The sequence below is a fragment of the Pararhodobacter sp. genome (assembly GCF_034676545.1).
Classification (GTDB): domain Bacteria; phylum Pseudomonadota; class Alphaproteobacteria; order Rhodobacterales; family Rhodobacteraceae; genus Pararhodobacter.
Genome location: NZ_JAUCBZ010000015.1, coordinates 3,287,869 through 3,313,000 on the forward strand (window position 1 = coordinate 3,287,869; position 25,132 = coordinate 3,313,000).

The following is a 25,132-nucleotide window of genomic DNA, read 5'->3' on the forward strand; positions in this document are numbered from 1 at the left end:
TGGCATGACCCAATTGCACAATCTACCCCCCCCACTGCCAGAGGACGGGTTCGACTCGCCTCTCTCGGTTGCGGACCGGATGCGCCGTCAACAAACCATCGAGATGGTGCGCAGCGCGCTGCGCGACAAACGCGCCATGCTGGCCTATCAGCCGGTGGTTCAGGCGCGCATGACCAACCGCGCCGCCTTTTATGAAGCGTTCATCCGTATCCTCGATGATCAGGGCCGGGTCATTCCGGCGCGTGACTTCATGGGGGCGGTCGAAACCAGTGAAATCGGCCGGCAGATCGACTGTCTGGCACTGGAGCTGGGAATGACGGCGCTTGCGCGCGAACCGTCGATCAGGCTTGCGGTGAATATGTCCGCACGATCAATCGGTTATCCAACTTGGCTGGCAACGCTCGAACGGGGGCTGCGCGCCGACCCCACGATTGCCGAGCGCCTGATCCTCGAGATTACCGAAAGCTCGGCGATGCTGATGCCGGAACTCGTGACGGTTTTCATGGCTGACATGCAGGCGCGCGGCATCTGTTTTGCGCTTGATGACTTCGGCGCGGGCTATACCGCATTTCGTTACCTCAAGGATTTCTATTTCGACATCATCAAGATCGACGGCCAGTTCATCCGCGGCATTCACGCCGACCCGGACAATCAGGTCCTGGCTCAGGCCCTGATCGCCATCGCCCGCCAATTCGATATGTTCACGGTCGCCGAATCAGTCGAAACCGCCGAGGATGCCCGCTACCTGATCGACATCGGTGTCGATTGCCTGCAGGGCTACTATTACGGCATCCCCTCGACAGAGGCGCCCTGGCGAACCTCGAAACTGGCAAAGCTTGGGTAGTATCCCGTTGACAACATCGGTTCTGTCGCAATCGGTCGGGAAAACGGCAATTCGCCCGGCTTTTCTGCTTTGCAACATTGATTTGACTTGGGGGCGCGCGTAAACCTTTGACATCTGCGCGGTCACAGCGATCGCGCCTTACGCCAAGAGGACCCCGAATGACAAACGTCGTGATCGTATCTGCTGCACGCACCGCCGTGGGCTCGTTCAATGGCAGCTTTGCCAACACCCCCGCGCATCAACTGGGTGCCGCCGTGATCGAAGCTGTCGTCGCGCGCGCCGGAATCGACAAGGCCGAAGTCGCCGAGACCATTTTGGGTCAGGTCCTGACCGCCGGTCAGGGGCAAAACCCCGCACGTCAGGCCGCTATTCTCGCCGGCCTCCCGGTGGAGGCATCGGCTTGGGGCCTCAATCAGGTCTGCGGCTCCGGCCTTCGCGCGGTCGCCTTGGGGGCACAGCATGTACAATTGGGAGACGCCGCGATCGTCGTCGCGGGCGGTCAGGAAAACATGTCCCTGTCGCCCCACGTTTCGCATTTGCGCGCCGGTCACAAAATGGGCGACGTCTCGTTCATCAACTCGATGATCAAGGACGGTCTTTGGGACGCCTTCAACGGCTATCACATGGGTCAGACCGCCGAGAACGTTGCGAACCAGTGGCAAATCAGCCGTGAGATGCAGGACGCGTTCGCATTGGCCAGCCAGAACAAGGCCGAAGCTGCGCAAAAGGCCGGCAAATTCGCGGATGAAATCGTCGCCTTCACCATCAAGACCCGCAAGGGCGAAACGGTCGTGGATCAAGACGAATACATCCGTCACGGTGCCACGCTGGAAAGCATGCAGAAACTGCGCCCGGCCTTCACCAAGGACGGCAGCGTGACCGCCGCCAACGCATCGGGCCTGAACGATGGCGCCGCCGGCGTCCTGCTGATGACCGAGGCCGAGGCCCAGCGCCGCGGTCTGACACCCTTGGCCCGCATCGCCTCCTATGCCACCGCTGGCCTTGATCCGTCGATCATGGGTGTCGGCCCGATCCATGCCTCGCGCAAGGCGCTGGCCAAAGCCGGTTGGAAAGCCGAGGATCTTGATCTTGTCGAGGCCAACGAAGCCTTCGCGGCTCAGGCGTGCGCGGTGAACAAGGACATGGGCTGGAACCCGGAACGCGTCAACGTCAACGGCGGCGCCATTGCCATCGGCCATCCGATTGGCGCCTCGGGTGCGCGCATTCTGAACACGCTGTTGTTCGAAATGGGCCGCCGGGACGCGAAAAAAGGCTTGGCAACGTTGTGCATCGGCGGCGGCATGGGCGTTGCGATGTGCCTTGAGCGCTGATGCTCACGCATTTTTCGGAATAATCGGAAAAGGTGGGCGCAACAATGTTGCGCCCACCTTCTGCATTGGCTAACACAATTATAACGGAACTTTTCCCAGGAGGACACTATGGCTCGGGTTGCATTGGTTACAGGCGGAACGCGCGGCATTGGCGCTGCGATCGCGGTCGCCCTGAAAGAGGCAGGTTGCAACGTTGCGGCCAGTTACGCCGGCAATGAAGAGGCCGCAGCGGCCTTTACCGCCGAAACCGGCATCAAGACCTACAAGTGGAACGTTGCCAATTACGAAGAGTCCAAAGCCGGAATCGCCAAGGTCGAGGCTGATCTTGGCCCGATCGACATCGTCGTGGCAAACGCCGGCATCACCAAAGACGCCCCCTTCCACAAGATGACTCCCGATCAATGGAACGCCGTCATCGACACCAATTTGACCGGTGTTTTCAACACGGTACACCCGATCTGGCCCGGCATGCGCGAGCGCAAGTTCGGCCGCGTCGTGGTGATCAGCTCGATCAATGGCCAAAAGGGCCAATTCGCGCAGGTCAATTATGCCGCCACCAAAGCGGGTGACCTGGGGATCATCAAATCGCTGGCGCAGGAAGGTGCGCGCTTCAACATCACCGCCAACGCCGTTTGCCCGGGCTATATCGCCACGGAAATGGTCATGGCCGTGCCCGAAAAAGTTCGCGAATCGATCATCGCCGGCATTCCGGCCGGTCGTTTGGGTGAGCCCGAGGAAATCGCGCGTTGCGTGACTTTCCTGGTCTCGGATGATGCAGGCTTCGTGAACGGCTCGACGATCAGCGCCAACGGCGCGCAGTTCTTCGTCTGATCCGCTGACACCCCGAACTCTTGGCCCGGATCGCCCCGTGTGGTCCGGGCATTTTCACATCCCGCAACAGGACAGACCAGCATGACCCGAACCAACGCCAGCCTGATCGGCTTTTCCGCGGTCGCGCTCTGGTCATTGCTGGCCCTGTTCACCGTTGCCAGCGCCCCGGTGCCGCCGCTGCAGCTCTCGGCGCTGACCTTTGCGATTGGCGGCGTGTTGGGGTTGGTCTGGCTGTGGGTCCGGGGTGACCTGAAGGCGCTTCGAGCCGTGCCGCTAAAAGCCTATGTCTTTGGAACCCTTGGCCTTTTTGGCTACCACTTCCTCTATTTCACCGCGCTCAGGCTGGCCCCTCCCGCCGAGGCCGGGTTGATCTGCTACATGTGGCCCCTGCTGATTGTCGTGTTTTCGGGGCTTTTGCCGGGCGAAACCCTGCGCAAGGGCCATATCCTGGGGGCGATGCTGGCGTTTCTTGGCGCCGGCCTGATTGTCGCGGGCGGCCTGAGCGGCGTGTCGGGCGCAATCACCGGCTATGCCATCGCCTTTGTTGCCGCCCTGACATGGGCTGGATATTCGCTGGGTTCACGGCGCATGAAGGCCGTTCCGACCGCCGCCGTCGCGGTCTACTGCCTCGCCACCGCGATCCTGTCGGGGGTAGCGCATCTGGCGACTGAAATCACCGTCTGGCCGGGGTCATCACTGGGTTGGCTTGCCATCCTCGGGCTGGGCCTCGGCCCGGTGGGATTGGCGTTTTACACATGGGATATCGGCGTCAAGGGCGGCGATATCCAGCTTTTGGGAACGGCATCCTATGCCGCGCCTTTGCTGTCAACTCTGGTGTTGGTTGTCGCGGGTCTTGCCAGCGCCAGCCTGTCACTGGCGCTGGCCGCTGCGTTGATCACCGGCGGGGCCGTCCTGGCCGCGCGCGCTGGAAGACAGGCGTAAGCTTCGTTAGCCTGCTGCGAGCTTTGTGATCTCTTCTTTCAGCTTCAATTTCTGCTTCTTCATCTCTGCAATGGCCAGATCATCGGATCCGGGGGCACGTTGCGCCATTTCCACCTTTTGGGTCAGCACGTCGTGACGGCGGCGCAACTCTTCGAGACGAGAGGTAAGGGACATTGAGATCCTCCTGTTTTACGGGTGTCCGTAGGAGCCAGTGCATCACAGATTGACTCACTTGTCACATGAAACCGTCGTCAACTTTTTGCGAAATTGGCAAGGGTCGGAGAAGGCTTGCAAAAATGCGGGTGAATTGCAGCTATTCAAGCCGTTATCGGCACGCCATTATCGCGCAAAATGGCCCGCGCCATGAACTCTTGGCGGTCGCCAACCATCAAACGTTGTGGCACAATCGCGAGCGCACTCATATGGACGTCCAAGGCAAACGTCTCTATACCTTCCGCCGCAAGAAGGGCTGTTGCGAAGGGGATGATCGTGGGATCCGTTGTGCGTAACAGTTCTTTCATGCGATCACTAAACGACAAGCCTTGGCGCTTGTCAAAGCAGGGTTTCCTCAACTGATGACGTCAACGCGCGCCACACCCCTTGAACGCCTCGCAGACGTCCTTGCCGACGATATGGCGCAGGTCAATGCCCTGATCCGCGCGCGCATGATGTCCGAAAATGCGCCCCGAATCCCCGAGGTTACGGCGCATTTGATCGAGGCTGGTGGCAAGCGCATCCGCCCGATGATGACCTTGGCCGCCGCGCGGATGTGCGGCTACGAGGGTGATGCGCATATCAAACTGGCCGCGACGGTGGAGTTCATTCACACCGCGACCTTGCTGCATGACGATGTGGTTGACGAAAGCGCGAAACGGCGCGGGCGGCCCACCGCGAACCTGCTGTGGGACAACAAATCCAGCGTGCTGGTCGGCGACTATCTGTTCGCACGCGCCTTTCAATTGATGGTCGAGCCGGGCAATCTGCGCGCACTGTCGATCCTGTCGAATGCCGCTGCGGTGATTGCCGAGGGCGAAGTGCTGCAACTCACCGCCGCCCAGAACCTCGCCACGACCGAGGCGACCTATATGCAGGTCATTCGCGGCAAGACAGCCGCACTGTTTTCGGCCGCAACCCAGGTCGGCCCGGTGATCGCCGGATCGCCCGAGGCGCAGGTGCAGGCCCTCTATGACTACGGCGACGCCTTGGGCATCTGCTTTCAGATCGTCGATGATTATCTCGATTACGGCGGCGCGGGCGACGGGCTGGGCAAGAACCTTGGCGATGATTTCCGTGAGCGGAAACTGACCCTGCCGGTCATTCGCGCGATTGCCGCCGCCGACGCCACAGAGCGCACCTTTTGGGAGCGCACAATTGGCCGCGGCCAGCAGCAGGACGGCGATCTGGATCACGCCATGACGCTTCTGACACGACACGGCGCCTTGGCCAGCACGCGCGACACGGCGCGGCATTGGGCAGCGCAGGCACGCAAGTCGGTCGCGGCGCTTCCAGATCACCCGCTGCGCGACATGTTGGCCGATCTGGCGGATTTCGTGGTCGCGCGGGTTAACTGACGGAGCCCTCGCTGCGGGTCACGGCCACAAACCAGCCGGGCCGCGCCAAGGCCTGCTCGGCGGCCCGCGCGCGGCGCGGATCGGTGAACACCCCGAAACACGTCGCGCCCGAGCCGGTCATCCGCGCCAGCAAACACCCCGGTTGCGTGGCCAGTTGCGCCAGAACATCAGAGACGGCGGGCATCAACCTTTGCGCCGGGGCCTCCAGGTCATTGCGTTGCGCGGTCAGCCAGTCACAAAGCGACGCCGCATCAGCCCAGCGCGGCAATGGATCGGGCATTGATGGATTGCTACGATTTTCCAAGGCTTTGAAAACCGCCGGCGTTGACAGCCCCTGACCCGGATTGACCAGCAACAGCCACAGCGGCGGCACCATGGGCACCGGATCGACCACCTCGCCCAAGCCACGCATGCGGCTGGGCTGTGGCGCGGCCAGGCAGACCGGCAGATCCGCGCCCAGGTCCATTGCCTGTGCGGTGCCGGGCATGGCCGCGCCGCGCGCCACCAGCAATTTCACCGTTGCCGCCGCATCCGACGACCCGCCCCCCATGCCCGAGGCGACGGGCAGCCGTTTGTCCAGCGTCAGCGCCACATCGCGCGCGCCCATCATCCGCGCCGCCCGCAGCACAAGGTTGTCGGCCTCGGGCACCAGGACCGGCGCCTGCGGCCCGGTCAAGCTCAGCGACAGGCCCGGCGCATCGTGCACGCTGACAAGATCACCCAGCTCGGCAAAGACCACCAGCGAATCCAGCAGATGATAGCCATCCGCCCGCCGCCCGGTCACATGCAAGGTCAGGTTGATCTTGGCCGGAGCCAATCGCGACGCGACGGGGCCGGGCATCAGTTCACCGGGTGCAGCGGCTCTTGCCCATCCTCGGCGCGCACCGCATCGAGACCGATCTCCAGCTTGCGCCGCACCAACTCGCTGTCCAGGTCGTCCGACGGGCCAAACGACAGCGCGCGCCGCCACTGGAACCGCGCCTCGCGTTGACGGCCGACCGCCCAGTACACATCGCCCAGATGGTCATTCAGGATCGCATCCGCCGGCGCCAATTCGACCGCGCGCTCCATATGCGGCACCGCCTCGTCATAGCGCCCCAGCTTGAACAAGGCCCAGGCCAGACTGTCGACAATATAGCCGCTGCTGGGTTCGATCTCGACGGCACGCTCGATCATTTCCAGCGCCTCGTCGTAGGATTCGCCGCGTTCGACCAGCGAATACCCCAGATAATTCAAAGTCGTCGATTGGTTTGGCTCAATCGCCAACGCGGCGCGGAAATCGGCTTCGGCCTCGGGCCATTGGTCCGAGCGCTCATAGGCGACCGCGCGCGAGAACCACGTCTGCCAACCCGGCGTTATGCCGCGCTCGGTCATCATGGCGATGGCGCTGGTATAGGCCTCGATCGCGGCCGCATATTGCCCGTCTTGACGCAGGAAATCGCCCAGCACCTGCCGCGCCACGAACGACCGCGGGTTCTGCTCGGACAGCGCCGTCAGCGACTGGATCGCCTCGTCCATCTGGCCCAGGGTCTGCATGACCTGCGCTTGCCCCATACCCGCGGCCATGTGGAACACGTCGCCCTCGGGAATGCGCCCATAAGCCTCGATCGCCAGGGCCGGTTGCTCCAGATCCTCGAAAATCTGGCCGATCATCAACTGCGCATCCGTCAGGGACGGGTTGATCGCAACGGCGGCTTGCGCATAGATCAGCGCCTCATGGAGGTTTTGCACCGACCGCATCGCATTGGCCATCACCGCAAAAACCTCGGCCATGCCCTGCGCCGGGGTGGTGATCAGATCAAACGGCAGCGCGGTTTGGGCGCGGTACGCCTCATCCATCGCGAAAATGCGCGGATCATTGGCCCCGGTAAAGACCGCCTCCATAAGCGCCAGCGCGTCGTCAAATCGTTCCGACAGGCCCAAAAGCTGCGCATAAGCCACATAGCCGCGGCGGTTCAGCGTGCTGGTCACGCCGCCGTTCACGTCTTCCATGACCGCCAGCGCGCCTTCGACATCGCCCACCAACGAGAGCGCCAAGGCGCGACAATATTGCGCAAACGCGGTCATGCCCTCTTGCGCCGCGGATTGATCCAAGAACGCCAAGGCCTCGGACATCCGGCCCTGGCCCAATTCGGCCCAGGCCTGCGCCAAGCCGACAATCAAGGGGTGAACCTCGGCCTCACTCGACGCCAGATCAAGCGCGCGTGCATAATCCTGTTGCGCAAAGGCATCCGTCAACAGGATCAACGTCGACGCCCGGTTCGCCGGGTCAAGCGCCGCCAGCGTGGTGGCGTGGCGTGTTGCGGTCGCGAAATCCCCGGCTGAAAAGGCCGATACCGCCGCCCCTTCCAATGTCGCTGCATTCTCCGGATCGTCGTGCAACAGGCGTTCCAGATACGGCGTCGCATGGGCGAAATCGTTGCGAATGCCCGCTTCTCGGGCGGCAAGAAACGCACCCGCAATTCCTTGTGCCGTCACGGGCACCGGCGCAACCGTCAGACCAGCAACAACCATCAAACCAAAGGCGAAAGGGCGGATTTTCATGGTGCGCGGCAAAGCAGTCTCCCGGTGCGAGCTGCTCCAAGCAGCAGTCTTACCCCACAGATGTAGCGACCCGGTCCGGCGAGGGCAATCCGCCCCGCCGTCCCGAACGCCCGGATTTGATCACGCACGCGCGAGCCGATCACATATTTGGATAATTCGGCCCGTCTCCGCCCTGTGGCGTGGTCCAGTTGATGTTCTGGCTGGGGTCCTTGATGTCGCAGGTCTTGCAATGCACGCAGTTCTGGAAATTGATCACGAACTCGGGCTTGCCGTCCTTTTCCACGACCTCATAGACCCCCGCCGGGCAATAGCGTTGCGCGGGTTCGGCGTATTTCGGCAGGTTGACCTTGATCGGAATCGTCGGGTCGATCAGCTTGAGATGCGCGGGTTGCGATTCCTCATGGTTGGTAAAGCTGAAGGCCACGTTGGTCAGCCGGTCGAACGACAGTTTGCCATCCGGGCGCGGATATTCCAGCACCTTGTATTTCGACGCCTCGCCAGTTGCTTGAGCATCGGTCTTGCCGTGTTTCAGCGTGCCAAACACCGAGAAGCCCAGCGTGTTGGTCCACATGTCCATCCCGCCCAGCGCCAGCGACGGCAGCAGCCCCCATTTCGTCCACATCGGCTTGACGTTGCGCACTTTCTTCAGGTCCTTGCCGACCGGACCCGCGCGCAGCGTGTCCTCATAGGCGGTCAGTTCATCGCCCTCGCGGCCCGCTTGCAGCGCGGCATAGGCGGCGTCGGCGGCCTCGATGCCCGAATGCATCGCGTTGTGGTTGCCCTTGATGCGCGGCACGTTGACCAGCCCCGCCGAACAGCCCAGCAGCACGCCACCCGGGAAGGTCACCTTGGGCACCGACTGCCAGCCGCCCTCAGAGATCGCCCGCGCGCCGTAAGCCACGCGTTTGCCGCCCTCCAGCAACTCGGCAACCATCGGGTGATGTTTGAACCGCTGGAATTCCATATAGGGGTACAGATGCGGGTTCTGATAGTTCAAGTGAACCACAAAGCCGATCATAATCTGATTGTTTTCAGCATGATAGATGAACGACCCACCGCCCGCGTTGCCGCCCAAAGGCCAACCCATCGTATGCGTGACCGTGCCCTCGCGGTGCTTGTCGGGGTCAATCTCCCAGATTTCCTTCATGCCCAAGCCGAATTTCTGCGGGCATTTGCCTTTGGACAGCTCGTATTTGGCCATGATTTCCTTGGCCAGCGAGCCGCGCACACCCTCGGCGATGAACACATATTTGCCGTGCAACTCCATGCCCGGCTCATAATTGGCGCCCATCGAGCCATCGGCCTCTTTGCCGAACTCGCCCGCCACGACACCCTTCACGCGGGTGCCGTCATAGACAACTTCTGACGCCGCCATGCCGGGGAAAATCTCGACGCCCATAGCCTCGGCCTGCTCGGCCATCCAGCGGGTCACGTTGCCCATGCTGACAATGTAATTGCCGTGGTTCGACATCAGCGGCGGCATCGGCCAGTTCGGCACGCGAATCCGGCCGCCCTCGCCCAGCATGTAGAAGTTATCATGTTTGACCGGCACGTTCAGCGGCGCGCCTTTTTCCTTCCAGTCGGGCATCAGCCGCGTCAGGCCCGACGGATCCAGCACCGCGCCCGACAGGATATGCGCGCCCACTTCCGAACCTTTTTCCAGCACCACCACCGTCAAATCGGCATCCAACTGCTTGAGCCGGATCGCGGCTGACAGGCCGGCAGGTCCTGCACCAACGATGACGACATCGTACTCCATCGCTTCGCGTTCGATCTCGGGCATCTTGGGACTCCTCGGTTCGGAATGGCGGCCGGTAGGCGCAATAATCTTTCAAGGTGGATACCCTTAGCGGGGCTTGTCGGTCAATCCGGACTGAACGTCAGAACGGCGCATCACCGGATCATTCTCGTTTTACGGGCAACACACCGCGCAGAACCGTTTGCAGGGCTTGCAATCCGACTGGCCTTCCTGTCTTCTGTTCTCGACGAAACACAAATTGCCCCGGCTTATGGCCGTGGGCCTTTTCATTTGCGTGTGAGGCCTGATGGAAAAGTTCCCCCTGACCCGCCGTGGCTTCGAAGCCCTGGAAGCGGAATTACGGCAACTCAAAAGCGTGGAACGCCCGGCGGTCATCAAGGCGATCGCCGATGCCCGCGAACATGGTGACCTGTCGGAAAACGCCGAGTATCACGCCGCGCGCGAAAAGCAGTCTTTCATCGAGGGCCGCGTCAAGGAACTGGAATCCCTGATCAGCCGCGCCGAGGTCATCGACCCGCGCAAATTCACCGGCTCGATCAAATTCGGCGCGACGGTCACCATTATCGACGAAGACACCGAGGAAGAGCGCACCTATCAGATCGTCGGCGAGGCCGAGGCCAATATCGAACTGGGCTTGCTGAACATCAAATCCCCCATCGCCCGCGCCCTGATCGGCAAGGACGAAGGCGATTCGGTCGATGTGCGCACACCGGGCGGCGAGCGCAGCTACGAAGTGATCTCGATCGTCTATCGTTGATCGGCTCGGCCATGCCCGATCCCCACATCGCCCCGGAAACAACCGCCACCCCGAAACCCGCTCGCCCGCGGATTTCGGGCGAAGTGCTGGCCTTCGTGCTCTCGCTGGTTTGGCTGGGGATGCTGGCGCTGGCGTTTCGGGTCATGGGGCTGCAAGGGCGTCAGATTTCCGACACGTTGGGCCTTGTGGTCGTTGCGCTGGCGGTGTTCCTGCCGGTCGCCTTGATCTGGCTGGCGGTGCTGGTGCTGCGGGCCGCGCGCGACATGCGGGACGAAATCCATCCGTCTGCATGCCACCGTCGAAGGGATGCGGCGCGGCTGGATTCGCGAGCAACAGGCGGCCGGCCTGGCGCTGAAACCCAGCGTCGAGGAAAAGCTCGACGAGATCGCCGCCGCGCAGCGCAAGGCCGAAACCCAGATCGCCATGTTCACCAGCAGCCGCGACCCGGCGCGCCGCGCGCCGAAACCGGCGCAACCGACCTCGGCCCCGGATGGATCGCAACCGGTACTGGCGCTGGAAAACCCCCTGCCCGCGACTGAACCCATCGCGCCGCTCGACTTCATCCGCGCCCTGCATTTCCCCGAACACGAGACCGACGATGCCGGATTCGAGGCCCTGCGCCGGGCGATGCAGGACCACGCCACCGCCGACCTGATCCGCGCCGCGCAAGACGTCCTGACCACCCTCTCCGAGGAAGGGATCTACATGGACGATTTGCGCCCGGACCGCGCCCGCCCCGAGGTCTGGCGCGCGTTTGCCACCGGCGCACGCGGCCATGAAATCGCCCCGCTGGGCGGCATTCGCGACCGCTCCTGCCTTGCCTTGACCAGCGCCCGGATGCGCTCGGACCCGGTGTTCCGCAACGCCGCGCACCGGTTCCTGCGCGCCTTCGACCGCCAGTTCACCGTGTTCGAGGCCCACGCCAACGACGGCGAAATTGCACGTTTCGCGGAAACCCGTTCAGCCCGGGCGTTCATGCTTTTGGGCCGTGTCACCGGCATTTTCGGATAACCCATGACCACACCCTCCCCCTCGGCGCGCAGCGCATTCTGGCGTGGTTTCCGCGAGGCCATGCCCTTTATCCTGATCGTCGCGCCGTTCGGCGTCGTGTTTGGCGTCGTCGCCATCGAGGCCGGGTTCACCGTGACCCAGGCCATCGCATTCTCCATGTCGACCTATGCCGGCGCCGCCCAATTGACCGCCATACAACTGCTGTCCGAAGGCGCGCCGGTTGCCATCGTTGTGCTGACCGCGCTGGCGGTCAACGCCCGCATGGCGATGTATTCCGCCTCGCTGGCACCGCATCTGGGCAAGGCGCCCATCGCCCATCGGGCCTTGTTGGGCTATCTGATGGTCGATCAGACCTTCGCGCTGTCGGCAATGGAATACGAGCGCATCCCGCAGATGAGCCTTGCCGCCAAGACCGCCTATTACCTTGGCATCGCAGCGTTTATCTGGCCGATCTGGATGTTGGGTTCAGTGGCGGGCGCGATCTTGGGCAACCTGATCCCCGATTGGGTGCCCTTGGGCTTTGCGGTGCCGATTGCCTTCATGGCGATGATCGGCCCGATGCTGCGCACGCTTGCCCATGTCGCGGCGGCGCTGGTGTCGGTGATCGGCGCGTTGATCTTCAGCCCGGTGCCCTATTCCCTGGGGCTGCTGATCGCGGCCATCCTTGCCATGATCACCGGCGCCCTGATTGAGACCTGGACGCTGAACCGGAGGGCGCGCCAATGATCTGGACCGTGATCATCGCCACCGGCATCGGCACCTTCCTGCTGCGGTTCTCGTTTCTGGCGCTGCTGGGCAAGCGCGCGCTGCCCGAAGGCCTGTTGCGGCTGCTGCGCTATACGCCCGTTGCCGTGATCCCCGGCCTGATGGCACCGCAGATCTTCCTGCCCGCCCTTGGCAGCACCGGGCCTGACCCGGTGAAACTGGTGGCCGCGCTGGTGACGGTCGCGGTGGGGGTCTGGTTCAGGAATGTCATCGGCGCGATGGTCGCCGGCATCGCGACCCTGTCGGTGCTGCTGTGGCTTTTGCCCTGACAGAAAAACGGGGCCCGAAGGCCCCGCGTGTCGATCATTGCGTGTATTGCTGGCGTTCCGTGGGTTCGGCGTCGGAATAGATCACTTCCTCCCAAACGCCGGGAATCAGGGCGAATTGCTCGGAAAGGCGATTGGGATAAAAGGACGTTTCCAGCCCCTCAAACCCCGGAACCTGCCGCAGGATATCGAAAATCGAGCGCGCACAATAGGCGTCGGGCACCGGGCCATATTGTTCGGCCAGCCGCAGGATGTATTCGGCCGTCGCGGGCGGAACCTCCAGGTGCTGGATGCGCACCCGATGCGTGCGACGCGCGTGATAATAGGTGTAGCGATACAGTTGCGCGGGCGTGATCCCGTAATGCACGTCATGGCGCTCGGGCGAATCCGGATGTGTCCAGGTCCCGGCCGGATCGAACAGCACGCGCTGACTGGCGTTGATCAGCATGGCCGCATGCTCTCCGCGGTCGCCATCATTGGTGATGACGTTGAAGATGACAATCTCGGTCGGACCATCATGCTGATAGCGCGCCGCGATCACATCTGCTTCGGGGGCATAGACAACCGGTTTGGTGGTACAGGCCGCCAAGATCACCAGCGAAACCAGAGCCAGTAGCCGCGTTATCTGCGTCATGAAGGGGAATCCTTTGTATTTGCCGGGGTTTGGACTGTGCCGCGATACAGGGCCGCACAACAGCGTCAGCCCCCCGCAAGACGACGTGCCGGCCCGGTTCTCAGGCGTTCACAAGCGCGATAAAGATCAGCGTGCCGATCGCGATTGCCGCGACAGTCGCGGCAAAGCGCAGGAAACCGTGAAAGGTTGCTTGCTGGGCGCTGGTGTCCATCGAGCCGTGTTCGTGCTGAGCCATGCTGGCCTCCCGTTCGCATTGAGTTTGAAAATCCTTAGCCGATGAAAACGCGCCTGTCACCCGCCTTTGATGCGCGCTAGTGGATTGCCCGGCGCGTGTAGCGAAATTCCGGGTGCTCGCGCAGCGTACGATACAGAACCGCCGGCACCACATCGGGATCGACAAACTCGAACCCGGGGAGTTGCGCCAAAAGGGTGCTGACCTCTTTCGCACACTGCAACGGCAGGTTGGGATCACTGGCCCCGGCCAATGCGATGGCTTGCGCCGCGACGTCGGCAGGAACGGCGATTTCAAAGATATGCACGGCGCGCGACAGGGCCTGTGTCGTCAAGCCCTCGCGCCGCAGATACGCCGCTTCAATTTCGGGCGATGGGTCGCGAAACACCTGTCCGTCGCGCTGGATCTGCGCGCTTTCCCAAGTGCTGAGCGGGTCGAAGATAATCCGCGTTTGCGGGGTGTGCACAATCATCCCGGTGTGAAACGGCAACCCCTGAGAGCCAAGCTCGAAGATCACCACTTTCAGGACATTGGGCGCGACCAGCGGCGGCGATGTCACATCCTGCTCGGGCAGGTCGGGCACCAATATCCGCGAGCACCCCGCCACGACAAATCCCAGCAGCAACGCGCGCCGCGTCAGCACGGGACGCCTCAGTCCGCTGTGTCGAGCGATTGCCACACCCAGGCTCCGTGTTCGTCACGCCAACGGCGCACGCGGTTTTGCTGCAACAGATGGTTCAAATGCGCAACCGCCTCGACCAGCGCCATGCCATAGGCCGAGCCGTCGATCTCGCGCTTGAACAGCGGCATGAAACACTCGGCCGCGCGTTTCGGCGTTGCCAGATGGACCTGCAACCGGTCCAGCGCGCCAATGTGGTTCTCCACCATCTGCCGCAGCCGCAGCGGCAACCCGGTAAACGGCGTCTTGTGCCCCGGCAACACCAGATGGCGTTCTTCGGCAAAGGCCTCGAACGCCCGGCAGCTTTCCAGCCACTCCGCAACCGGATCGGCCTCGGGTTCGGTGGCATAGACGCCCAGATTGGCGGAAATTCCCGGCAAGAGCTGATCGCCGCCGATCACCAGATCATCGTCGAGGCTCCAGAACGTCGCGTGTTCGGGCGCGTGGCCATTGCCGGTGCGCACCAGCCAGTTGCGGCCGCCCATCATTATCGTGTCGCCCTCGGCGATGCGGGTGAAGCCCAGCGGCATCGGTGCCACGACATCGGCAAAATTGAACGGCTTTTCGCGCATGAGCTTGGCGATGCGTTCGGCGCTCATCCCCGAGGCGCGCCAATAGGCCACCGTTTCGGGCACAGGCGACGTGTGTCGATCCAGCACCAACATGCGCGCGAACAGCCACGCGGTGCGCGTTGTCACCAGTTCCGCGCCGTGCTCGGTTTGCAGCCAGCCCGCCAACCCGATGTGATCGGGGTGATGATGCGTGGCAACCACCCGTTTGATCGGGCGCCCCCCCAGCGGCCCGGCCATCAACCCCTGCCATAGGGCGCGGGCCTTGCTGGTGTTGAACCCGGTGTCGATGACCGTCCAGCCGTCGCCATCATCCAGCGCATAAACGTTGACGTGATCCAGTTGCATCGGCAGCGGCAGCCGCGCCCACAGGATGCCCGGGGCGACGGTGATCACCTCCCCCGCCGCAGGGGGCTCTTCGAACGGATAGCGAATGCCCGCCGTCATGGCCCGCTCTGGCGCGGTCATGCGCTTTCCAGATCGTCGATCGACAGCGCGTAAAGCTGCGCCGCGCCCGCACGCGCCTGCACCAACAACGACTGATGCTCGGGCAGGATGCGGTCGATGAACACCCGCGCCAGACGCGCGCGCGGGCCTTGCGGATCCACCAGCGCGGCCTTCAGGTGATAATGCCCGCCGAGGATACGGGCAAAGGCACGCAAATAGGCCACGGCGCCGGCGTTGCGGTCGTTCGGCTCTTGCGCTACCAGCAATTCGGTGGCCTCGCGCAGCGTTTCGGCGGCGTCCCAGACGGGTTCGGCCAGGTCGGGCAACTTTGCACGCGCGGCCTCGGCGAAATCCTCGATTTCCTGCAACAGGCGATAGGCCGCGTCACCGCCGTCCATCATCTTGCGCCCGACAAGATCCATCGCCTGAATGCCGTTGGTGCCTTCATAAATCGGCGTGATGCGCGCATCGCGGAAGTATTGCGCCGCGCCGGTTTCCTCGATGAACCCCATGCCGCCGTGAATCTGCACGCCCACGCTGGACACTTCGCAGCCGATATCGGTGCCATGCGCCTTGGCGATTGGCGTCAGCAAGGCGGCGCGCGCCTTGTAATGCGCATCCGACCCGGCGCGGGCCAGATCCATCGACAAGCCGCAATCCAGCGCAATCGCGCGGGCGGCAAAGATTTCCGCCTTCATCATCGCCAACATGCGGCGCACGTCGGCATGGTCCACAATCGTCCCCTCGCCCAGCGGAGTTTGCCCCTGTTTGCGCTCCTTGGCATAGGCCAGCGCGTGCTGATAGGCAGCCTCGGCCACGCCGATCCCCTGCGCGCCAACCCCCAGACGGGCGTTGTTCATCATCGTGAACATCGCCGCCATGCCACCGTTCGGCTTGCCGACCATCCAGCCTTTTGCGCCCTCAAAGCTCATCACGCAGGTCGGCGAGCCGTGAATGCCCAGCTTGTGCTCCAGCGAAACCACGCGCAGATCGTTGCGCTCGCCGGGGTTGCCCTCGGCGTCGGGCAAGAATTTCGGCACCATGAACAGGCTGATCCCCCGCGTGCCCGGCGCCCCGTCCGGCAAGCGCGCCAGCACCAGATGACAGACGTTCTCGGCAACGTCATGGTCACCCCAAGTGATGAAGATTTTCTGACCGGTGACGGCAAAACTGCCGTCGTCCAGCGGCTCGGCCTTGGAACTCAGCGCGCCCACATCGGTCCCCGCCTGCGGCTCGGTCAGGTTCATCGTGCCGGTCCACTGCCCCGAGGTCAGCTTTGGCAGATACAACGCCTTGATCTCGTCGCTGGCGTGATGCTCCAGCGCCTCGATCTGGCCCTGGCTCAACAAGGGGCACAGTTGCAGCGCCAAACACGCGCCCGACATCATCTCGTTCATTGCCGTGTTCAGCGTCAGCGGCAGACCCATGCCGCCATTCTCGGGGCTGGCACCGATTCCCAGCCAACCGCCCTCGGCAATCGCCTTGTAGCCGTCCTTGAACCCCGGCGAGGTGCGCACGACACCGTTTTCCAGCTTGGCCGGCGTCAGGTCGCCGCCCCGGTTCAAGGGGGCCAGCACGCCATCGCACAGTCGGCCGATCTCGGTCAGAATGGCTTCGGTCACGTCGGCATCGGCCTCGGCGAAGGTCTCGGTCTTGGCCAGTTCGCCGTAGTCCAGGACATGATCCAGCAAGAACCGAAAGTCAGCGACGGGGGATATGTAAGGCATGTGTTGTCTCCGGACGGGCGCGCATTCATCGTGTCCGGGTGCGCTTGGCAAGCCCGGCAGAGGGTTGTATCCCGCAATTTACCGACATTCTCCACCCACACAAATCAAAACGCCACGTCACGGAGGCCCATGCTTGAAACTACGCGCCTTGCTGCCGATCCACCGGGCCTGAGGGCCGCCGCCGAGATTCTGCGCGCCGGCGGTCTGGTGGCGCTGCCGACCGAGACGGTTTACGGCCTCGCCGCCGACGCCTGCAACGATCGGGCCGTCGCGGGGATTTTCGACGCCAAGCAGCGCCCGCGCTTCAACCCGTTGATCGTGCACCTGCCCGACCTTGCCCAAGTGGCGCGATTCGCCACCGTCACGCCCCTTGCCCAGCGCCTCGCCGCCGCCTTCTGGCCCGGCCCGCTGACGCTGGTCCTGCCCCTGCGCGATGGCGGCGGGCTGTCGCCGCTGGTCACGGCTGGCTTGGATACGGTGGCGATCCGCATACCCGCCAATCCCGTGGCCCAAGCGCTTCTGACCGAGTTTGGCGGCCCCGTCGCCGCGCCTTCGGCCAATCCCTCGGGCCGAATCAGCCCGGTGACCGCCGCGCATGTGCTGGCCGGGCTGTCGGGCCGCATCCACGCGGTGATCGACGCCGGGCCCTGCGCCGTAGGCCTCGAATCCACCATCCTCGACGCCACCGGAGACACCCCGCAGCTGCTGCGCGCGGGGGGCCTTGCGGTCGAGGACATCGCCGCCGCCCTGGGCCAAACCGTCGCCAGCCCGCAAACCGACACCATCACCGCGCCGGGTCAGATGGCCTCGCATTACGCGCCGCGCGGACGCGTGCGCCTGAACGTCACGGCACCCGACCCGGGCGAGGTCTGGGTCGGCTTTGGCCCCTGCCCCGGTGCCGCCCTGACGCTGTCCCCCACCGCCAACCTGACCGAGGCCGCCGCCCGCCTGTTCCACGCCCTCCACGAGGCCGATGCCCTGGCCGGGCCCGGCGGTGCCATCGCCTTTGCACCGGTCCCCGGATCCGGCCTTGGCCGTGCCATCAACGACCGCCTGCGCCGCGCCGCCGCGCCCCGTTAGCGCGCGCCACCGCTTTCCTTTGCAGCCCCCGGGCAAAACCGTTAAGGCAAGCCTCATGGAATTGCGCGTCTCTGATCTGGCCGTTGCCCGTGGCGGGCTGCCCTTGCTCGAAGGGCTGTCTTTTGCCGTTCACCCCGGCGAGGCGCTGGTCATTCGCGGCCCCAACGGCAGCGGCAAAACCACCCTGTTGCGCACCTTGGCGGGCCTGCAATCACCCCTGAGCGGCACGATCTCCTGCCCGCCCGAGCAAATGGCCTATGCCGCCCATGCCGACGGGTTGAAATCCACGCTGACCGTCACCGAAAACCTCGCCTTCTGGGCGGCGATCCATGCGCAAACCGGCGTGGCGCAGGCAATGGCGGCGATGAACCTTGCCGACCTTGCCGACCGCCACGCGCATAACCTCTCGGCCGGGCAAAAGCGCCGCCTCGGCCTTGCCCGGCTGATGGTCACCGGGCGCTGGCTGTGGGTGCTCGATGAGCCGACCGTCTCGCTCGATGTCGCCTCGGTGGCGCTGTTTGGCCGTGTGGTGCGCGCGCATCTGGCGGCGGGTGGCGCGGCCTTGCTCGCCACGCATATCGACCTCGGGCTGGAGGAAGCCAGGATCCTCGACCTCACCCCCTACAAGGCGAAAATGCCCGCCGACCTCGGTTTTGACGAGGCCTTCCTGTGATCGCCCTGCTGATCCGCGACCTGAAACTTGCGTTCCGCGCGGGCGGCGGCTTTGGCCTCGGCCTCGGGTTTTTCCTGATCCTTGCCGTGCTGGTGCCGCTGGGCGTCGGCCCCGACCCCACCACGCTGGGCATCATCGCGCCGGGCATCCTGTGGGTCGGCGCGCTTCTGGCCTGCCTCTTGTCCCTCGACCGCCTGTTCGCGCTCGATTTCGAGGATGGCTCGCTGGACCTGCTGGCCACCTCGCCCATCCCGCTCGAAGGCGTCGTCACCGTCAAGGCCCTCGCGCATTGGCTGACCACCTGCCTGCCGCTGGCCTTTGTCGCCCCGATTCTGGGCATCCTGCTCAACCTGCCCGGCCCGGCCTACGGCGCGCTGATCGTCTCGCTGATCCTCGGCACCCCGGCACTCAGCATGATCGGAGCCTTCGGCGCGGCCCTCACCGTCGGCCTCAAACGCGGCGGCTTGCTGCTGTCGCTGCTGGTGCTGCCGATGTATGTGCCAAGCTTGGTGTTCGGCGCGCAAACCGTCACCCGCGCGGCGCAGGGGCTGGACATCTCGACGCCGTTGCTGTTGCTCAGCGGGATCACCGCCGGCTCCGTCGCCCTTCTGCCCTTCGCTGCGGCCTTCGCGCTGCGCATCAATTTACGCTAATCTAGGACGGGCCTTCACACCTCTGTGTTTTGAGCCTGCGCGAGACAAAGACTAGGAAACCCGCATGACATCGCTCTGGGAATACGCCAATCCGGTGAAATTCATGAAAACCTCGGGCTGGCTGTTGCCCGTGACCGCCGTCCTGGCGGTGTCAGCCGTGGTGACCGGGCTGATCTGGGGCTTTTTCTTCACACCCGACGACTTTCGCCAAGGCTCGACGGTCAAGATCATCTTCCTGCATGTCCCCTCGGCGCTGATGGCGATCAACGCCTGGGTGATGATGCTGGTCGCCTCGTTGATCTGGCTGATCCGCCGTCACCATGTCAGCGCACTGGCCGCCAAGGCCGCGGGCCCTATCGGCGCGACGATGACGATGATCGCCCTGCTGACCGGTGCCATCTGGGGGCAACCGATGTGGGGCACCTGGTGGGTCTGGGATCCGCGCCTGACCTCGTTCCTGATCCTGTTCCTGTTCTACATCGGCTATATCGCGCTGTGGTCGGCTATCGACGACCCCGACACCGCCGCCGACCTGACCGCCGTGCTGTGCCTCGTCGGCTCGGTGTTCGCCGTGCTCTCGCGCTATGCCGCCGTTTTCTGGAATCAAGGCCTGCATCAGGGCGCGTCGCTCAGCATGGCCCCCGGCACACGGATGGATTGGTCGTATAAAGCACCGCTCTACCTGTGCATGGTCGGATTTGGGCTTATGTTTGTGGCACTGGTGCTGGCTGGCACCCGAACCGAAATTCGCAGCCGCCGGATCAAGGCGCTGCTGACCCGCGAAAGGGCCAAAGGATGATGCCTGACCTCGGCGCTTATGCCACCGAAATAACCCTGGCCTATGTCACCTCGCTGGCGATGCTGGCGGGCCTGATCCTGTGGGTCTGGTCGCGCGGACACCGCGTGAAACAAAGCCTGATCGCCCTTGAAACCCGTTTGAACCGGACGACACAATAATGCCAAAGATCAACCCCCTCCTGATCCTCCCGCCGTTGCTTCTGGCCGGCTTTGTCGCCTTTGTCGCGGTTGGCAACATGCGCGAGGACCGCGACACCCTGCCCTCGGCCCGCGCCGGGCATCAGGCCCCCGCCGTCGTGTTGGACGAGATGGAAGGCCGCACCCTGTTCACCGATGACATGCTGCGCACCGGCGAGGTGACGCTGGTGAATTTCTTTGCCTCCTGGTGCCCGCCCTGCCGCGCCGAGCACCCGTTGTTCGAGGATCTCACACAAGACGGCGTGACCGTGTTGGGCGTCAATTACCGCGACGAGCCTGACCGCGCCGCCGCGTTCCTGGAGGAACTCGGCGATCCCTATGCCGCCATCGGGGCTGACCCGCGCGCGCGCATGGGGCTGGATTGGGGCGTCGTCGGCCTGCCCGAAACCTTTGTCGTTGATGGCGCGGGCAATATCCTGCTGCGTCATGCAGGACCGCTGACCGAGGAAATCATTCAAAGCCGCATTTTGCCCGCGATGCAACGCGCGGCGGGCGACAGCTGACATGGCCCGCCCGGATGACGCCCAACTGACCACCAAGGGGCTGGAGGCACGCGGCACCGGCCGGGTTCTGGCGCTGGCCTGTGGGGCGTTGGCGCATGAAATCCTGGCGATCAAATCGCTGAATGGCTGGGCGCATATGGACCTGCATTGCCTGCCCGCGAACCTGCATCTGTGGCCGCACAAGATCCCCGACGCCGTCGAGGCCGCCGTGGTCCGGTTCCGCCCCGAGTATGAACGCATCTACGTCGTCTATGCCGATTGCGGCACCGGCGGGCTGCTGCAAACACGCTGCGCAGAGCTGGGCGTCGAGATGATCGAAGGGCCGCATTGCTATTCGTTCTTCACCGGCAACGACACGTTCGCCGCGCGCGCCGAGGATGAGATCACCGCCTTTTACGTCACCGATTTCCTCGTGCGCCAATTCGAGGCCTTTGTCTGGAAACCGATGGGCTTTGACCGGCACCCCGAGTTGATCGAGATGATGTTCGGCAATTACGAGCACCTGATCTATCTGGCGCAAACCGACAACCCCGACCTCGATGCCCGCGCGCAGGTCTGGGCCGACCGGCTCTCGCTGAAGTATCAGCGCCGGTTCACCGGCTACGGCGATCTGGTCCCGGCGTTGCGCAAAGCCGTGACGCTGTGATACCAGTGCCGCAAATGACGCCGCAACTTGTCACCTGTGCCGGCAAACCCTAGTGTACCCGTGACAACAGCCAAAGGCGCCCATGACTCCGCATGACATCGAACATTCAGCGCCCGACGAGACCGGCTCCGACAAGCTGTCTCTGGTCGAGCGCTATCGGCTGCAAACCTGGTTTCTGGGCATCATCGCGTTCTCGATGATCCTGTTCTTGCTGGTGCAGGCCCGGTTCATCCTGATTTCGCTGGTGATCGCGATCATCCTCTTTGCGCTCACCGCCGACGCGATAACCGCCTTCTCGAAGCTCCGGATCGGCTCGTGGAAGATCACCAACTGGCTGGCCTCGATGGCTGCGTTCACGTTGATCGCCGTGGTCCTGCTGACCCTGTCGGCGATCGTGATCTCTCAGGTCAACACCGTGGTGACCACCACCTTGACCTACACCGACCAGGCGATTGCCGCCGTCGCGCGACTGGCGGCGCTCTATTCGCCCGAGGCCGAGGCCGCCGTCGAGGCCTCGATCCGTTCGATCCAGGTGTCGAGCTATGTCACCGCCGCCGCGGGCCAGGCCGGCAACCTGTTGTCGGCGACGACGCTGGTGATCCTGTTTGTCGGGTTTCTGTTCGCCGAACGGCTGTGGTTCAACACCAAGCTGGAGAACCTGTTGCACGACCGCGCCAAGGCGCAGCGGGTCGGCAGGATCATCCATTCCATCGTGCGCCGGGTGAACCATTATCTGCTGGTCAAGACCGGCGTGAGCCTCGCCACCGGCGCGGCGATCTATGTGCTGATGGAGGCCTTCGGGCTGGATTTCGCCGCGCCGATGGCGATCCTGACTTTTGTGCTGAACTATATTCCCTCCGTCGGTTCCATCATTGCCACGATCCTGTTGTCTCTGGTCGCGTTGATTCAGGTGCCGGAGCCCGCAACCGCGCTGCTGATTTTCGTGATCGCCGGCATGGTGCAATTCATGTTGGGGTCGGTGATCGACCCGATGCTGATGGGCCGCGCGCTGCGGGTGTCGTCGTTTGGCATCATCGTGTCGCTGTCATTCTGGGGCGCCGTCTGGGGCATTCCGGGCATGTTTTTGGCGGTGCCGATCATGGTGGCGATCATGATCGTCTGCTCGCATATCCCCTCGGCGCGCCCGGTCGCGGTGCTGCTCTCGCGCGAGGGGTTGCCGGATTTCGAGGATGACGATATCCCCGCGGCCCAGGGCTTCGGCCGACCCGCAGAGTAATCACACCTCTGGTCCGGTGCGTGCAAGCACACACCCTACGCGCAGCGTCATCTTTTGTTAACGATGATATGGTGCAGTGCGGTCATGTCAGAGTATCGCCGCCCCAGAATCCCCGGCGCCACCGTGTTCTTTACCGTGGCGCTTGCGCAGCAAGGCTCCTCGCTGCTGCTCGATGAGATCGACCGATTGCGCGACGCGGTTGCCGCGACGCGCCGCGCGCGCCCCTTTGCCATCGACGCCTTTGTGGTCTTGCCGGATCATCTGCATTGCATCTGGACACTGCCGGATGGCGATACCGATTATTCGCAACGCTGGCGGTTGATCAAGACGCGGTTCTCACAGGGATTGCCGATTGGCCATCGGCGGGCAAGCCAACGCGCGCGGCAGGAACGCGGCATCTGGCAACGCCGGTTCTGGGAGCATCACATCCGCAATGACGCCGATTATCGCGAACATCTGGCCTATTGCTGGAACGATCCGGTCAAACACGCGCTGGTCGGCACGCCGCAAGAGTGGCCGTTTTCGTCGATCCACCGGGATATTGCCGTTTATGCAGGCCCGTAGGGTGTGTGCTTGCACGCACCGTCAGCGGGAAGGTGCGTGCAAGCACGCACCCTACCCTCAACTGTCCATTTTCAGCGCGGCGATGAAGGCCGTCTGCGGGATCTCGACCTTGCCGAACTGGCGCATCTTCTTCTTGCCGGCTTTCTGCTTGTCCAGCAGCTTGCGTTTGCGGGTGGCGTCACCGCCATAGCATTTCGCGGTCACATCCTTGCGCAGCGCCGACAGGGTTTCCCGCGCGATCACGCGCCCGCCGATCGCCGCCTGGATCGGGATCTTGAACATGTGCCGCGGGATCAGGTCCTTCAGCTTTTCGCACATCATCCGCCCGCGCGCCTCGGCGCGGTCGCGGTGGACCATCATCGACAGCGCGTCAACCGGCTCGTCGTTCACCAGGATCGACATTTTCACCAGATGATCCTCGCGATATCCGGTGATCTGATAGTCGAAGCTGGCATAGCCCTTGGTGACCGATTTCAGCCGGTCATAAAAGTCGAACACCACCTCGTTGAGCGGCAGATCATAGACCACCATCGCCCGCGTGCCGGCATAGGTCAGTTCGATCTGGATGCCGCGCCGATCCTGGCAAAGTTTCAGCACATCGCCCAGATACTCATCCGGGACCATGATCGTGGCCTTGATTCGCGGCTCCTCGATATGATCGACAAAGGTCAGATCGGGCATGTCGGCGGGGTTGTGCAATTCCTGCATCGTGCCGTCGCGCATGTGGATCTTGTAGACCACGCTGGGGGCCGTGGTGATCAGATCGAGATCATATTCGCGTTCCAGCCGGTCGCGGATCACCTCGAGGTGCAAAAGCCCCAGGAAGCCGCAGCGAAAGCCGAAGCCCAGCGCGGCCGAGGTTTCCATTTCCGAGCTGAAACTGGCGTCATTCAGTTGCAGCTTTTCAATGGCGTCGCGCAGCGCCTCGAAATCATTGGCATCGACCGGGAACAGCCCGCAGAACACCACCGGCTGCGCCGGTTTGAAGCCCGGCAACGGTGTCTCGCAGCCCTTTTTCTCGTTGGTGATCGTGTCCCCCACGCGGGTGTCGCGCACCTGTTTGATGCTGCCCGACCAGATGCCAATCTCGCCGGGGCCCAGTTCGGCGATATCGACCATCTGCGGCTTGAGGACCGCCAGCTTGTCGACGCCATACACCGCGCCGGTCTGCATCATCTTGATCCGGTCGCCCTTGCGGACCACGCCGTCGATGACGCGGATCAACACCACAACGCCGAGATAGCTGTCATACCAGCTATCAACCAGCATTGCCTTCAGCGGTGCGTTGCGGTTGCCCTTGGGGGCGGGCAGACGGGTGACGATGGCTTCCAGAACATCAGGAATGCCGAGGCCGGATTTGGCTGAAATCTGGATCGCCTGCGAGGCGTCGATACCGATCACATCCTCGATCTGCTGCTTGACCCGTTCGGGCTCGGCGGCGGGCAGATCGACCTTGTTGAGAACCGGCACGATTTCATGGTCGGCATCCAGCGCCTGATAGACGTTGGCCAGGGTCTGCGCCTCGACACCCTGCGAGGCATCGACGACCAGCAGCGAGCCCTCGACCGCGCGCATCGAGCGCGAGACTTCATAGGCGAAATCGACGTGGCCGGGCGTGTCGATCAGGTTCAGGATATAGGTCTTGCCATCCTTCGCCGGATACTCGATCCGCACGGTGTTGGCCTTGATGGTGATCCCGCGCTCTCGCTCGATATCCATCGAGTCGAGCATCTGCGCTTTCATATCGCGCGCGGCCACCGTCCCAGTCAGCTGGATCAAGCGATCCGCCAGCGTGGATTTACCGTGGTCAATATGCGCCACGATGGAGAAATTGCGGATTCTATCGAGATCGGTCATAGGCGGCATATGAG

The 25,132-nt window shown here is 63.4% G+C and carries 29 protein-coding genes; 18 read left to right on the forward strand and 11 right to left on the reverse strand.

Features of this window, described 5'->3' with window-relative positions; all coding sequences use genetic code 11:
- Positions 1 to 4: 4 nt before the first annotated feature.
- The 4 genes from VDQ28_RS19510 (at position 5) to VDQ28_RS19525 (ending at position 3,948) form a co-directional block, all read left to right on the forward strand.
- Positions 5 to 844: an EAL domain-containing protein gene (locus VDQ28_RS19510; protein WP_323037518.1), complete on the forward strand. Its 840-nt coding sequence runs from the start codon at positions 5 to 7 to the stop codon at positions 842 to 844.
- Positions 845 to 1,002: 158 nt separating this feature from the next.
- A complete protein-coding gene (locus VDQ28_RS19515; protein ID WP_323037519.1) occupies positions 1,003 to 2,175 on the forward strand; it encodes an acetyl-CoA C-acetyltransferase in 1,173 nt (390 codons plus the stop codon).
- 108 nt (positions 2,176 to 2,283) lie between these two features.
- On the forward strand, positions 2,284 to 3,006 hold the full coding sequence (phbB, locus tag VDQ28_RS19520; RefSeq protein WP_323037520.1) for an acetoacetyl-CoA reductase: 723 nt from the start codon (positions 2,284 to 2,286) through the stop codon (positions 3,004 to 3,006).
- 81 nt (positions 3,007 to 3,087) lie between these two features.
- Positions 3,088 to 3,948 (forward strand): DMT family transporter, encoded by an 861-nt coding sequence (locus tag VDQ28_RS19525; protein ID WP_323037521.1) that lies wholly within the window; start codon positions 3,088 to 3,090, stop codon positions 3,946 to 3,948.
- A 6-nt stretch (positions 3,949 to 3,954) separates the two neighbouring features.
- Here the strand turns inward: VDQ28_RS19525 and VDQ28_RS19530 are convergent, their stop codons facing one another.
- Positions 3,955 to 4,122 (reverse strand): YdcH family protein, encoded by a 168-nt coding sequence (locus VDQ28_RS19530; protein WP_323037522.1) that lies wholly within the window; start codon positions 4,120 to 4,122, stop codon positions 3,955 to 3,957.
- A 143-nt stretch (positions 4,123 to 4,265) separates the two neighbouring features.
- Positions 4,266 to 4,469, reverse strand: a complete 204-nt coding sequence (locus VDQ28_RS19535) for a DUF2007 domain-containing protein (protein ID WP_323037523.1) — start codon at positions 4,467 to 4,469, stop codon at positions 4,266 to 4,268.
- A gap of 54 nt (positions 4,470 to 4,523) precedes the next feature.
- Between VDQ28_RS19535 and VDQ28_RS19540 the strand changes: the two genes are divergently transcribed.
- A complete protein-coding gene (locus tag VDQ28_RS19540) occupies positions 4,524 to 5,519 on the forward strand; it encodes a polyprenyl synthetase family protein (protein ID WP_323037524.1) in 996 nt (331 codons plus the stop codon).
- Here the strand turns inward: VDQ28_RS19540 and VDQ28_RS19545 are convergent.
- From VDQ28_RS19545 to VDQ28_RS19555, 3 genes are all read right to left on the reverse strand, one after another.
- Positions 5,512 to 6,360, reverse strand: coding sequence for a 4-(cytidine 5'-diphospho)-2-C-methyl-D-erythritol kinase (locus tag VDQ28_RS19545; RefSeq protein ID WP_323037525.1), 849 nt, complete (start codon positions 6,358 to 6,360; stop codon positions 5,512 to 5,514). The genes VDQ28_RS19540 and VDQ28_RS19545 overlap by 8 nt on opposite strands.
- Positions 6,360 to 8,063 (reverse strand): tetratricopeptide repeat protein, encoded by a 1,704-nt coding sequence (locus tag VDQ28_RS19550; protein WP_323037526.1) that lies wholly within the window; start codon positions 8,061 to 8,063, stop codon positions 6,360 to 6,362. Before VDQ28_RS19550 ends, VDQ28_RS19545 begins: the two co-directional genes overlap by 1 nt.
- 139 nt (positions 8,064 to 8,202) lie before the next feature.
- Positions 8,203 to 9,846 (reverse strand): electron transfer flavoprotein-ubiquinone oxidoreductase, encoded by a 1,644-nt coding sequence (locus tag VDQ28_RS19555; protein WP_323037527.1) that lies wholly within the window; start codon positions 9,844 to 9,846, stop codon positions 8,203 to 8,205.
- A gap of 262 nt (positions 9,847 to 10,108) precedes the next feature.
- Here VDQ28_RS19555 and greA point away from each other — a divergent pair, with 262 nt between their 5' ends.
- From greA to VDQ28_RS19575, 4 genes are all read left to right on the forward strand, one after another.
- On the forward strand, positions 10,109 to 10,579 hold the full coding sequence (gene greA, locus VDQ28_RS19560) for a transcription elongation factor GreA (RefSeq protein ID WP_323037528.1): 471 nt from the start codon (positions 10,109 to 10,111) through the stop codon (positions 10,577 to 10,579).
- 306 nt (positions 10,580 to 10,885) lie between these two features.
- On the forward strand, positions 10,886 to 11,590 hold the full coding sequence (locus VDQ28_RS19565) for a hypothetical protein (protein ID WP_323037529.1): 705 nt from the start codon (positions 10,886 to 10,888) through the stop codon (positions 11,588 to 11,590).
- A 3-nt stretch (positions 11,591 to 11,593) separates the two neighbouring features.
- Positions 11,594 to 12,316, forward strand: a complete 723-nt coding sequence (locus tag VDQ28_RS19570; protein ID WP_323037530.1) for an AzlC family ABC transporter permease — start codon at positions 11,594 to 11,596, stop codon at positions 12,314 to 12,316.
- Positions 12,313 to 12,624, forward strand: coding sequence for an AzlD domain-containing protein (locus VDQ28_RS19575; RefSeq protein WP_323037531.1), 312 nt, complete (start codon positions 12,313 to 12,315; stop codon positions 12,622 to 12,624). Before VDQ28_RS19570 ends, VDQ28_RS19575 begins: the two co-directional genes overlap by 4 nt.
- Positions 12,625 to 12,658: 34 nt before the next feature.
- Here VDQ28_RS19575 and VDQ28_RS19580 read toward each other — a convergent pair whose 3' ends face one another.
- The 5 genes from VDQ28_RS19580 to VDQ28_RS19600 form a co-directional block, all read right to left on the reverse strand.
- Entirely contained in the window at positions 12,659 to 13,255 is a 597-nt protein-coding gene (locus VDQ28_RS19580) for a hypothetical protein (protein ID WP_323037532.1), read from the reverse strand.
- 100 nt (positions 13,256 to 13,355) lie between these two features.
- Positions 13,356 to 13,490 (reverse strand): aa3-type cytochrome c oxidase subunit IV, encoded by a 135-nt coding sequence (locus VDQ28_RS19585; RefSeq protein ID WP_323037533.1) that lies wholly within the window; start codon positions 13,488 to 13,490, stop codon positions 13,356 to 13,358.
- A 76-nt stretch (positions 13,491 to 13,566) separates the two neighbouring features.
- A complete protein-coding gene (locus VDQ28_RS19590) occupies positions 13,567 to 14,130 on the reverse strand; it encodes a hypothetical protein (protein WP_323037534.1) in 564 nt (187 codons plus the stop codon).
- An 8-nt stretch (positions 14,131 to 14,138) separates the two neighbouring features.
- Positions 14,139 to 15,182, reverse strand: a complete 1,044-nt coding sequence (locus tag VDQ28_RS19595) for an MBL fold metallo-hydrolase (protein WP_323038163.1) — start codon at positions 15,180 to 15,182, stop codon at positions 14,139 to 14,141.
- Positions 15,183 to 15,199: 17 nt separating this feature from the next.
- The gene (locus VDQ28_RS19600) at positions 15,200 to 16,909 is read right to left on the reverse strand and encodes an acyl-CoA dehydrogenase (RefSeq protein WP_323037535.1); all 1,710 of its coding nucleotides are present in this window, start codon (positions 16,907 to 16,909) and stop codon (positions 15,200 to 15,202) included.
- A gap of 129 nt (positions 16,910 to 17,038) precedes the next feature.
- Here VDQ28_RS19600 and VDQ28_RS19605 point away from each other — a divergent pair, with 129 nt between their 5' ends.
- From VDQ28_RS19605 to VDQ28_RS19645, 9 genes are all read left to right on the forward strand, one after another.
- Positions 17,039 to 17,989 carry an L-threonylcarbamoyladenylate synthase gene (locus VDQ28_RS19605; protein ID WP_323037536.1) on the forward strand — a complete coding sequence of 317 codons (951 nt, stop codon included), beginning with the start codon at positions 17,039 to 17,041 and terminating at the stop codon, positions 17,987 to 17,989.
- Between the two features lie 55 nt (positions 17,990 to 18,044).
- Entirely contained in the window at positions 18,045 to 18,662 is a 618-nt protein-coding gene (ccmA, locus tag VDQ28_RS19610; RefSeq protein WP_323037537.1) for a heme ABC exporter ATP-binding protein CcmA, read from the forward strand.
- Complete coding sequence (gene ccmB, locus VDQ28_RS19615; protein ID WP_323037538.1) at positions 18,659 to 19,315, forward strand: heme exporter protein CcmB; 657 nt, start codon at positions 18,659 to 18,661, stop codon at positions 19,313 to 19,315. Before ccmA ends, ccmB begins: the two co-directional genes overlap by 4 nt.
- Positions 19,316 to 19,379: 64 nt before the next feature.
- Positions 19,380 to 20,114: a heme ABC transporter permease gene (locus VDQ28_RS19620; protein ID WP_323037539.1), complete on the forward strand. Its 735-nt coding sequence runs from the start codon at positions 19,380 to 19,382 to the stop codon at positions 20,112 to 20,114.
- The gene (ccmD, locus tag VDQ28_RS19625) at positions 20,111 to 20,272 is read left to right on the forward strand and encodes a heme exporter protein CcmD (protein ID WP_323037540.1); all 162 of its coding nucleotides are present in this window, start codon (positions 20,111 to 20,113) and stop codon (positions 20,270 to 20,272) included. The genes VDQ28_RS19620 and ccmD overlap by 4 nt, the downstream gene beginning before the upstream one ends.
- Positions 20,272 to 20,814: a DsbE family thiol:disulfide interchange protein gene (locus VDQ28_RS19630; RefSeq protein ID WP_323037541.1), complete on the forward strand. Its 543-nt coding sequence runs from the start codon at positions 20,272 to 20,274 to the stop codon at positions 20,812 to 20,814. The genes ccmD and VDQ28_RS19630 overlap by 1 nt, the downstream gene beginning before the upstream one ends.
- 1 nt (position 20,815) lies before the next feature.
- Positions 20,816 to 21,460, forward strand: coding sequence for a DUF1638 domain-containing protein (locus tag VDQ28_RS19635; protein WP_323037542.1), 645 nt, complete (start codon positions 20,816 to 20,818; stop codon positions 21,458 to 21,460).
- An 82-nt stretch (positions 21,461 to 21,542) separates the two neighbouring features.
- Entirely contained in the window at positions 21,543 to 22,697 is a 1,155-nt protein-coding gene (locus VDQ28_RS19640; protein WP_323037543.1) for an AI-2E family transporter, read from the forward strand.
- An 84-nt stretch (positions 22,698 to 22,781) separates the two neighbouring features.
- Positions 22,782 to 23,261, forward strand: a complete 480-nt coding sequence (locus VDQ28_RS19645; RefSeq protein WP_323037544.1) for an REP-associated tyrosine transposase — start codon at positions 22,782 to 22,784, stop codon at positions 23,259 to 23,261.
- 57 nt (positions 23,262 to 23,318) lie between these two features.
- Here VDQ28_RS19645 and lepA read toward each other — a convergent pair whose 3' ends face one another.
- Entirely contained in the window at positions 23,319 to 25,118 is a 1,800-nt protein-coding gene (lepA, locus tag VDQ28_RS19650) for a translation elongation factor 4 (protein WP_323037545.1), read from the reverse strand.
- Positions 25,119 to 25,132 lie beyond the last annotated feature (14 nt).